The organism is Frankia sp. CcMO1 (assembly GCF_977945845.1).
Genome location: NZ_CDWTMG010000199.1, coordinates 1 through 9,253, shown reverse-complemented (window position 1 = coordinate 9,253; position 9,253 = coordinate 1). Strand labels below are relative to the sequence as shown.

The 9,253-nt window shown below is 70.1% G+C and carries 9 protein-coding genes; 4 read left to right on the top strand and 5 right to left on the bottom strand.

The window, feature by feature from the left end:
• The first annotated feature begins 122 nt into the window (after positions 1 to 122).
• The gene (locus tag AC08OU_RS18985; RefSeq protein ID WP_476605444.1) at positions 123 to 545 is read left to right on the top strand and encodes an Rv3235 family protein; all 423 of its coding nucleotides are present in this window, start codon (positions 123 to 125) and stop codon (positions 543 to 545) included.
• Positions 546 to 570: 25 nt separating this feature from the next.
• Here the strand turns inward: AC08OU_RS18985 and secA are convergent, their stop codons facing one another.
• Entirely contained in the window at positions 571 to 3,555 is a 2,985-nt protein-coding gene (gene secA / locus AC08OU_RS18980) for a preprotein translocase subunit SecA (protein WP_476605443.1), read from the bottom strand.
• 111 nt (positions 3,556 to 3,666) lie between these two features.
• Between secA and AC08OU_RS18975 the strand changes: the two genes are divergently transcribed.
• Entirely contained in the window at positions 3,667 to 4,413 is a 747-nt protein-coding gene (locus AC08OU_RS18975) for a GNAT family N-acetyltransferase (RefSeq protein ID WP_476601617.1), read from the top strand.
• A gap of 16 nt (positions 4,414 to 4,429) precedes the next feature.
• On the opposite strand, the gene AC08OU_RS18970 is transcribed toward AC08OU_RS18975, so the two are convergent.
• The 4 genes from AC08OU_RS18970 to AC08OU_RS18955 all read right to left on the bottom strand — a co-directional run bounded on the left by AC08OU_RS18970 (position 4,430) and on the right by AC08OU_RS18955 (position 7,227).
• A complete protein-coding gene (locus AC08OU_RS18970; protein WP_476601616.1) occupies positions 4,430 to 5,143 on the bottom strand; it encodes a response regulator in 714 nt (237 codons plus the stop codon).
• Positions 5,144 to 5,271: 128 nt separating this feature from the next.
• Positions 5,272 to 6,075 carry a ribosome hibernation-promoting factor, HPF/YfiA family gene (hpf, locus tag AC08OU_RS18965; protein WP_476601615.1) on the bottom strand — a complete coding sequence of 268 codons (804 nt, stop codon included), beginning with the start codon at positions 6,073 to 6,075 and terminating at the stop codon, positions 5,272 to 5,274.
• 332 nt (positions 6,076 to 6,407) lie between these two features.
• Positions 6,408 to 6,848, bottom strand: a complete 441-nt coding sequence (locus AC08OU_RS18960) for a ComF family protein (RefSeq protein ID WP_476601614.1) — start codon at positions 6,846 to 6,848, stop codon at positions 6,408 to 6,410.
• Between the two features lie 49 nt (positions 6,849 to 6,897).
• Complete coding sequence (locus AC08OU_RS18955; RefSeq protein WP_476601613.1) at positions 6,898 to 7,227, bottom strand: hypothetical protein; 330 nt, start codon at positions 7,225 to 7,227, stop codon at positions 6,898 to 6,900.
• A 328-nt stretch (positions 7,228 to 7,555) separates the two neighbouring features.
• Between AC08OU_RS18955 and AC08OU_RS18950 the strand changes: the two genes are divergently transcribed.
• Together AC08OU_RS18950 and AC08OU_RS18945 are read left to right on the top strand one after the other, a co-directional pair.
• On the top strand, positions 7,556 to 8,473 hold the full coding sequence (locus tag AC08OU_RS18950) for a DUF7847 domain-containing protein (protein ID WP_462187735.1): 918 nt from the start codon (positions 7,556 to 7,558) through the stop codon (positions 8,471 to 8,473).
• Entirely contained in the window at positions 8,470 to 9,246 is a 777-nt protein-coding gene (locus tag AC08OU_RS18945; protein WP_476601612.1) for a DUF4129 domain-containing protein, read from the top strand. The genes AC08OU_RS18950 and AC08OU_RS18945 overlap by 4 nt, the downstream gene beginning before the upstream one ends.
• Positions 9,247 to 9,253: the final 7 nt, after the last annotated feature.

The following is a 9,253-nucleotide window of genomic DNA, read 5'->3' as shown; positions in this document are numbered from 1 at the left end:
GCGGACGCCGCCGCGGCGGCCCGGCGGGACCCGGCGGGCCGCCGCGCGGCCGTGGCGGTGCGGACAGCCAGACCGAGCCCGGTGGCACGACGACGGTCGATCGGACGCCTCGGCACCTCGCCATGCCCGAACGCACGGTCACGGGGACAGGAACGGGATCAGCGGCGTCACACGTGGTGCCGGGTCTCGAACCGGTAGCCGGTCCGCGGCCGGGGCGCCCCGCCGGGAGCCGGACGAACCCACCGCCCCGGGAAACGGCGGTGGTCATCGTCAGAGCGATCGTCGAGACGCTCGGCGGAGTGCGCCCGGCCTCGCATCTCGCCGGATGGACGACGCCCCGCCTACAGAACGATCTCGAACGCATCGTCGCCCAGACCACGGATCGCAGGCGGAGTCAGGTCCGCAGCGTACGGGTCAGCGAACCGCGACCCGGAGTCGCCGAGGTCTCGGCGGTCATCAGCAGAGGTGCCCGGGTGGCCGCACTCGCGCTGCGCATGGAGTCGTCCGGCGGACGCTGGCGGGTGACAACCCTGCAGGTGGGTTAGCGCGGCCACCGGCTCCAGGGATGGATCACTCGGCGTTGCGGCGCGCCGGGTCGCCGTGGCATCGCTTGTACTTGCGGCCTGACCCACACGGGCAGGGCGCATTGCGAGCGGGACGCGTGCCCGCACCGGGCTGCGCCGTGCCGGCTTCGCCGCGGGCGGCGCTGAGCGCACCGTTTCCAGCCGGGCGGCCCAGTCCCGACCCGCCGTCCACCGTCGTGACCGGCCCGGATCCACCGTCGACTGACGGCGCGGTGTAGCGCAGGCCACCGGTCGGCCGCCGCGGCTCAAGCCCCTTGACGAAGACCGGCGGCGGTGCGGACGGAACCGGTGAAGGGGGTGGCGGAGTCTGGTCGGCCGCCGCGGGGCGAGCGGGCTGCGCGTCCGCGACGGGCCCGGCGCCGCCCGGGATCGTCGGCGCCACCGGAGCGGGCAGGGTCGCGGCTCCGGCCGGCGGTGCGGGAGCGGCGGACGCGGCCGGCTCGACGCCCACCGGCGCGGCGGCCTCCTCCTGCCCCGCGACCTGAACCTCGACGTTGAACAGCAGCCGGACAGATTCCTCCTTGATACCCTCCATCATCGTCTGGAACATGTCGAAACCCTCACGTTGGTACTCGACCAGCGGGTCCCGCTGTCCCATCGCCCGCAGCCCGATGCCCTCTTGCAGGTAGTCCATTTCGTAGAGGTGCTCGCGCCACTTTCGGTCCAAGACCGCGAGGACGACCCGTCGCTCCAGCTCCCGCATGATCGGTTCGCTGTCGGGGCCGTCGCCGAGGTCGAGTTCCCGCCGGTCGTACGCCTCCTGCGCGTCGACCTGGATGTCCTCGAGCAGGTGATCGGCAGTGAGCCCGTCACGATCGTCGACATCGGGTGCCACCACACCGACCGGGTAGAGCTGCCCGAGCGCCGTCCAGAGCGTGTCGAGATCCCACTCCTCCGGGTACCCGTCGGCGGTGGCGCCGCGCACGTACCCCTCGACGGTGTCGTCGACGAAGTGACGCACCTGCTCGTGGAGATCAGCACCGCCGAGAACCTTGCGGCGCTCCTCATAAATCACGGTGCGCTGCTTGTTCATGACCTCGTCGTACTTGAGGACGTTCTTGCGGATCTCGAAGTTCTGCCCCTCGACCTGGGTCTGGGCCGACCGGATCGCCCGAGTCACGATCTTCGATTCGATCGGGACGTCCTCGGGGATGTTCAGCCGATCCATGATGCCCTCGACCGCGGCCGCGTTGAACAACCGCATGAGATCGTCGCCGAGGGAGAGGTAGAAGCGCGACTCACCGCGGTCGCCCTGCCGGCCGGCCCGGCCACGCAGCTGGTTGTCGATGCGCCGGGACTCGTGCCGCTCGGTGCCGAGCACGTACAGGCCGCCGGCGTCGACGACCTCCTCGTGCTCGGCCTTCACCGACTGCCTGGCCTTCTCCAGGGCCTCCTGCCAGGCCGCCTCATAGTCCTCGGGGGTCTCGATCGACGAGAGGCCGCGCTGGCGCAGCTCGGCCTGGGCAATGAACTCCGGGTTGCCGCCGAGCATGATGTCCGTACCACGACCGGCCATGTTCGTCGCCACCGTGACGGCGCCCTTGCGGCCCGCCTCGGCGATGATGGCCGCCTCCCGCTCGTGGTGCTTGGCGTTGAGCACCTCGTGCGGCACACCACGCTTGCGGAGTTGCTTCGAGAGGTACTCGGACTTCTCGACGCTGGTGGTGCCGACCAGGACCGGCTGGCCCTTCTCGTGCCGCTCGGCGATGTCCTCCACCACGGCGTCGAACTTCGCGATCTCGGTCTTGTAGACGACGTCCGGCTGGTCGAGCCGGACCATCGGCTTGTTCGTCGGGATGGGGACGACCCCGAGCGAGTAGATCTGGTGGAACTCGGCCGCCTCGGTCATGGCGGTACCGGTCATACCGGAGAGCTTGTCGTAGAGCCGGAAGTAGTTCTGCAGCGTGATCGTCGCGAGGGTCTGGTTCTCCTGCTTGATCTCGACCTTTTCTTTGGCCTCGATCGCCTGGTGCATTCCCTCGCTGTAGCGACGGCCGTGGAGCACGCGGCCGGTGAACTCGTCGACGATGAGAACCTCACCGTCGGTAACGATGTAGTCCTTGTCCCGCTTGTAGAGCTCCTTGACCTTCAGTGAATTGTTCAGGTAGCCCACGAGCGGAGTGTTCACCGATTCGTAGAGGTTCTCGATGCCGAGCTGGTCCTCGACCTTCTCGACCCCGGACTCGGTGATGGCCACCGTCCGCTTGCCCTCTTCGACCTCGTAGTCGACATCGCGTTCGAGCAGCGGGGCGATCCGGGCAAACTCCGTGTACCACCTGGTCGGATGATCCGCTGGACCGCTGATGATCAACGGCGTGCGGGCCTCGTCGATGAGGATGGAGTCCACCTCGTCGACGACCGCGAAGTTGTGGCCACGCTGGACGAGTTCCTCCGAGCTCCAGGCCATGTTGTCACGGAGGTAGTCGAACCCGAACTCGTTGTTGGTGCCGTAGGTGATATCGCAGGCGTACTGGGCCCGGCGGACCGGCGGCGGCATCTGCGGATGGATCACCCCGACGGTGAGGCCGAGGAAACGATGGACCCGGCCCATGTTCTCGGCGTCGCGCTGGGCGAGGTAGTCGTTGACGGTGATGACGTGCACACCCTTACCGGCCAACGCGTTGAGGTAGGTCGGCAGGGTCGAGACCAGCGTCTTGCCCTCACCGGTCTTCATCTCGGCGATGTTGCCAAGATGAAGGGCCGCGCCCCCCATGACCTGCACATCGAAATGCCGCTGGCCCAGCGTGCGCCGCGCTGCCTCGCGCACGGCGGCAAAGGCCTCGGGCAGCAGGTCGTCGAGGGTCTCCCCCCCGTCCGCGAGCCGCTGGCGGAACTCGTCGGTCATGCCTCGCAGTTCGCCGTCGGACAGGCCGGTGAAGTCATCCTCGATCAGGTTCACCTGCTCGGCGATCGCCTTGAGCTTGCGCAGGATCCGGCCCTCGCCGGCACGCAAGATCTTGTCTAGTACCACGGGCGAAACTCCTCCGGCAGGCGCGTCGGCGAGGTCACCGACCCCACGATGCTAGCCCTTCGATAGCCGCCTACAACATCCATCCGCGCGCGGTTCCTCCGGCTGGGACCGGTGAGGAGCAGGCGACGGGAAGGGGTGCCGGCGAGGGGCCAGGGGTCGCGCGGACGGGAACGACCAGAACGGGATGACAGCACGGCGTGCATTGTCCGCCCATGCCACGCCGCACTGTCCAACGACCGGGAGCGCGGATGGGTGCCCGGGACCGGCGGCAACGGTGGCGGCCGGTGCAAGGTTGGAGCATGGCACCTCTCGAACCGGCGGAGATCACGGCGGGCCGCCTGCATCTGCGCCCCCTGGCACCCCCGGGACGCCGACGCCGTACACCAGGCCTGCCAGGACCCGGAGATAAGCCGGTGGACAAGAGTCCCGACGCCGTATCTGTACCAACACGCGGTGGACTTCGTCTCACGCCAGTCGCCGCAGAGCTGGGCCAGCGGGACCGGGGCACTGTTCGCGGTGGTGGATGCCACGACCGAGCAGCTCCTTGCCTCGGTCGGACTGGCGGATCTCTCCGGCGACGGCGATGCGAAGATTGGTTACTGCTGCGCGGCGCCGACGCGCGGGCGGGGAGTGACCTCCCAGGCCGTTGCCGCGCTGACCCGCTGGGGTTTCAGAGCTCTGGGGCTGGCCCGGATCGAGTGGCGGGCCGCGGTGGGCAACCTCGCGTCTCGCCGCGTGGCCGAGAAGGCCGGTTTCACCGTGGAGGGCACCCTGCGCCGGGCCCTGCTGCTGGGCGACGGTAACCGGCGGGACTGCTGGGTGGGATCGCTCCTACCGGACGATCCCGCGCCGCGGTGACGCCCCCGACCGGGCCTCAGGTGATCTCGAGCAGCTTCTCCCGGACCGCGTACACGACCGCCTCCATCCTGGAGTGCAGCTGGAGCTTCTCCAGGATGTTCCGGATGTGGTTCTTGACGGTGTTCTCACTGATGTAGAGCTGCTTGGCGATGTCACGGTTGTTCATGCCCTTGGCGACGAGCCGTAGCACCTCCATCTCCCGATCGGTCAGCCGGGGGGTGGGGAGCTGCGGGCGGTCATCCTTGTTCTTGATCATGGCTGCGAACTCGCTGAGCAGCTTCGACGCCATGGACGGGCTGATGAGGCTCTGTCCCCCGTACACAGCGCGGATGTCCGCGGCGACCTCGTCAATAGAGATCTCCTTCAGCAGGTAGCCCATGGCCCCCGCCTTAATCGCGTCGTAGAGGTCGGCCTCCTCATCGCTGATGGTCAGCATGACGATCTTGGCGCTCGGGACAGCCTCCTTGATGGCGCTCGTGGCGTCGATCCCGCCACGGCGCGGCATCCGCACATCCATGAGCACAATGTCCGGCGCCATCTCCTTAGCCATGGTCACCGCCTCAGCACCATCCGCGGCCTCCCCGACGACCTCGATGTCGACCTCCTGCCCCAGCACCATCTCCAGCCCACGCCGGAACAGCGCATGGTCGTCAACGATCAGCACCCGGATGGGGTTCGCCTCCGATGGCGTCGGCAGCATCTCCTCAGAGCGATGCTCCTCCACCGTCATCTGACCTCCCTGGACCACTGCCCGCAGCGCACCGCCCTGCGTGCCTCCACGCGGGGCGGTGCGCCGTGTACTCCGACACCCGAGGCAAATAGTCCCACGTCGGCCGGCGGACGCGGCCTTCAGATCGTCTAAACGGCGGCGGCCGAGCTCACGAAGGCGCCCCGGGTTGGCGACGGCCGCTCGTCCCGCTGATCGGCGCCCGCCGGCCCCGACCTGCCGGCCGCCGCCGAACCGGACAACCGGATGACACCGTAATCGTAACCGACCCGCCGGTAGACGACGCTGGGGAGGCCGAGGTCGACGTCGAGGAAGAGATAGAAATCATGCCCCACCAGTTCCATGTTGGACAGGGCCTCCTCCAGCGACATCGGCTCCGCCTCATGGGTCTTCTCCCGGACGATCAGCGGAGCCTGCTCACTCTGCTCGCCCGCACCGATCCTGGCGGTGGATTCGTCGGCCGGAGCGGCGACGACCGGCCTGGACCCGCCGCTGCCACTCCTTCCGGCGGCACCAGCATCCTCGGCACCAGCCGGTAGGGCAGCCGCCGGCTTCATGCCCTCCAACGGCATGAGACTGCCGAGCGGGACCGAGGTGATCCCGGCCGGCTTGGCGCCAGCGTGGTTGGCGTGGTGGCGGACCCGCCGGTCGGCGGCCCGGCGCAGCCGCTCGGCCAGTTTGCCGGCGGCCAGGTCGAGGGCAGCGTAGCAGTCGGCCGCGGCGGCCTCGGCCCGGATCACCGGACCCCGTGAGTACACGGTCAGCTCGACTCGGTCGCAGACGTCGGACAGCCGGGGATTGCGTTCCTTCGACAGCTCGACATCCACCCGGATGATGTTGGAGTTCAGCCGTTCCAACTTGGCGAGCTTGGCCTGGACATGATTGCGGAACCGTTCCGGAACCGCGGTGTGCCTGCCCTTGACCACGATGTCCACGCGATCCACCTCCTGTTCGCCTGTCCGGCGCCCACGGCCCTCGCCAAGGCTGCCGACCGTGCGCCGGTGTCTCGGAGCTTCCGGAAGGAACCATCTCCGCGGGGCCGAGACGATCCCCCCGGGCGCCCTATCTACGGTTGTCGCACCTTCCCAACGTTCTACGGCTAGCTGCCCGCATTCGGCTCCCTTCCCTTCAGCGGCGGCGCTACTCCGCCCGCCGGCCCGGTATCCGCACGACGAGTGCACTGCGACCGACAAGCGGTCACTCCCGCTCCGTCGGGCCACTCGGCCGTTGCGCCTACTGCCTGGTCAGGCGGTGCGTACTGGTAGTTTCACCCCGGCGGCCCCGTCAAGGCGAGCAAGCGGTCCCGTCCGCGCGTCGGGCCCGAAGCGGCCACCACGGCGACGGCGCTCGCCCGCAGGGCGCCGGCTCGTAGGGCCCGTACCGCCTCACCCGCCGTGGCTCCCGTCGTCAGTACGTCGTCGACCACGACGATGCACGGGTCCGCGGGAGGCCCGTCCGAGAGATCGTCGGCGGCCCGCACCAGCCGGGCCGTGCGGGCGGGACCGACCAAGCCGAAGGCGCCCGTGAGGTTGACGAACCGTGCCGCCGCCCCCAGCCCGGCCTGGTCCGCCGTGTGCCGCACCGGCCGCAGCACGGGAGCGATTCCGACCCGGTGCCCGCGTCGGCGCAGGACCGCGGCCGCCACGGAACACAGCAGCTCGAGGTGGTCGAAACCACGCCGACGCCGCGCGGCGCGGTTCGAAGGCACCGGGACCAGCACCACACCGCGCCCGCGAGGACGGAGACCGGGATGCACGTCAGTGGCACCCACCGCGCCCGACGACACCGCCCGCGCCACCGCCCAGCGGACCGGCCAGGTCGCGCCGGCCACGCTCCTTGTAGGCGAGAAGGAGCGCCCGGACCCGGTCGGCGTAGCGGGCGGCGGCCAGGCACGGCGGCAGCCCTCGCCGCCACGGGGTGGCCAGGGAGCCCGCGGCGGCGAGGAACACGGGACCACGAAGCTCGGCGACACACGCCGGGCACGCCGATGCCCCCCAGTCGCCGCATCCGGCGCAGGCAAGCGGCATGATCAGATCAGCGAGGATCGCGAGATTCCTGGTGAGCAGGGACAACGTGGCTCGAGGCATGACAGGAAGGATCAGCCGCGGGCCGCGGGCCGACCAGCCCCAAGTGGTGATCTGTGGATACCGCCCTCGGCAGTCGTGAAGCGGCTGTGGACAACCCTGGGCGACTCGGTCGGCGACCGGCCCCGCAGCCGAGGTGGTGCGGCCCAGCCGGCACATCCTGGCCAGCACATCCCGGCCAGACCGCGTAATTCCGCCGGCATCCCCAGCATCCATCCCGACCGAGAGCACAGAATCCTCATAGTGGCCGCAGCATGCCCACCACAAGCACGGCATCCTTACCTCGACACACCGAACCTCGACACCGACTGCGACGAGTGGAGACACACCGATGGCCGACGGACCCGGTTGGGCTTCGCCCGGCACACCGCCACCCGGCGCCCCGCAGGGCCCGTGGGGACAGTGGCGGTGGGGCCCGGCCGTCCCGAAACCGGGCATCATCCCGCTGCGCCCCCTCGCTCTGGGCGAGATCCTGGACGGCACGTTCGCCACGATCCGCACGAATCCCGGCGCGACCGTCGGGGTGACGGTGGCGGCCGCGGCGGTGGTGGAGACGGTGTCCACCACCGTCGCGATCAGCGGCGAGGACGCGTCGCCGGGCGCCAGGGCCGCCATCACCGTCGCGATGCTCGGTCTCGATCTCATCCTCGGGCTCTTCCTTTCCGGGGTGCTCAGCGTCGTGGTGAGCGAGGCGACCCTGGGAAGCCGAATCACCACGATCGACGCGGTCCGACGGGTCGCACCACGGCTGCCCGGCCTGCTCGGCCTCACGGTCATCGTGGCGCTGTCGGTGGTGCTGGGGCTGATCGCGCTGCTGGTCGGGGCGATCGTCGTCGGGGTCTACCTGGCGCTGGCCACGCCCGCGTACGTCCTCGAGGGCGGCACCGTGCGCGACGCGCTGCGACGGTCAATCGCGATCGTGCGTGGATCATGGTGGCGAACGTTCGGTATCCTGCTGCTCGCCATGCTGGTGGCGGGGTTCCTCGGTGCGATCTTCGCCATCGCCGCCAGCATCGTGATGGCCTCCTCCGAGTCGGTGTTCGGCGACCCGATCAGGGGTAACCTCACCGTCACCGGCTACATCGTCCAGGCGATCGGCAGTCTGCTCGCTACCACGATCTCCACACCGATCGTCTCCGGAGCCGTCGTCCTGCTCTACGTCGACCTCAGGATCAGACGCGAGGGTCTGGACGTGACCCTCGCCGAGGCGGCCCGCGCCCGCACCGCCGGCCTGCGGCCCTCCGGATGACGCTCGGTGGTCCCGTCACTCGGGACGGAGCTCGGGAGGAGGCTCGGCGGGAACTTTCCAAGCACATCTACAGGAGTCCCGAACCCAGCTGGTGGAGCCGGGCGGTCCGGTGGATCGACGACAAGATCGGGGATCTGGTCCACTGGCTGCTCCCTGGCGGAGACGGCCTCGGCGGAGGGTCGGGTGGTCTCGGGGTCCTCGCGCTCGTCCTCGTACTGGTCGTCGTGGCGGTGGCGCTACGGTGGTGGCTCGGCCCGGTGCGCCGCAGCGCGCGTACCAGGCGGGAGGATGACGACCTGTCCAGTTCGTCGACCGCGGCGCAGTTGCGCGCCGAGGCGGACGGCCACGCCGCCCGCGGAGCCTACGCCGAGGCGGTCCGGTCCCGGCTACGGGCCATCGTGCGGATGCTGGAGGAGAAGGGCGTGCTCGATCCGCGCCCCGGCCGTACGGCCGGTGAACTCGTCGAGGACGTGGCGAGGATCGCGCCGTCCCCCGATGGCGGACCCGACGGTGGGCATCCCCGGGGCGGAACGGACCGGCCGGGCGCGGCGGCGGGCGCGGCGGGCGATGGACCCGGCACGGCGCTCGAGCCGGCCGCGGCGCTCGCCGCGGCCGTCGAGGTCTTCAGCGAGATCTGGTACGGCGGGCGCCCGGCGTCCGCGGCCGGCTACCAGGTCCTGGTCGAGGCCGACCGCGCCCTGGCCCAGCTGCGTCGCGGTACCGGGGGCACCGGCGGCACCGGCAGCGCAGACACCCTCGCGGTCCCGGCATGACCATCCC

Bases quoted from the DNA above. Each gene is read 5' to 3' on its own strand.
- AC08OU_RS18970 (WP_476601616.1), bottom strand. From the start codon at position 5,143: ATGACGGTGGAGGAGCATCGCTCTGAGGAGATGCTGCCGACGCCATCG.
- AC08OU_RS18945 (WP_476601612.1), top strand. From the start codon at position 8,470: ATGACGCTCGGTGGTCCCGTCACTCGGGACGGAGCTCGGGAGGAGGCT.
- AC08OU_RS18955 (WP_476601613.1), bottom strand. From the start codon at position 7,227: ATGCCTCGAGCCACGTTGTCCCTGCTCACCAGGAATCTCGCGATCCTC.
- AC08OU_RS18950 (WP_462187735.1), top strand. From the start codon at position 7,556: ATGGCCGACGGACCCGGTTGGGCTTCGCCCGGCACACCGCCACCCGGC.
- AC08OU_RS18985 (WP_476605444.1), top strand. From the start codon at position 123: ATGCCCGAACGCACGGTCACGGGGACAGGAACGGGATCAGCGGCGTCA.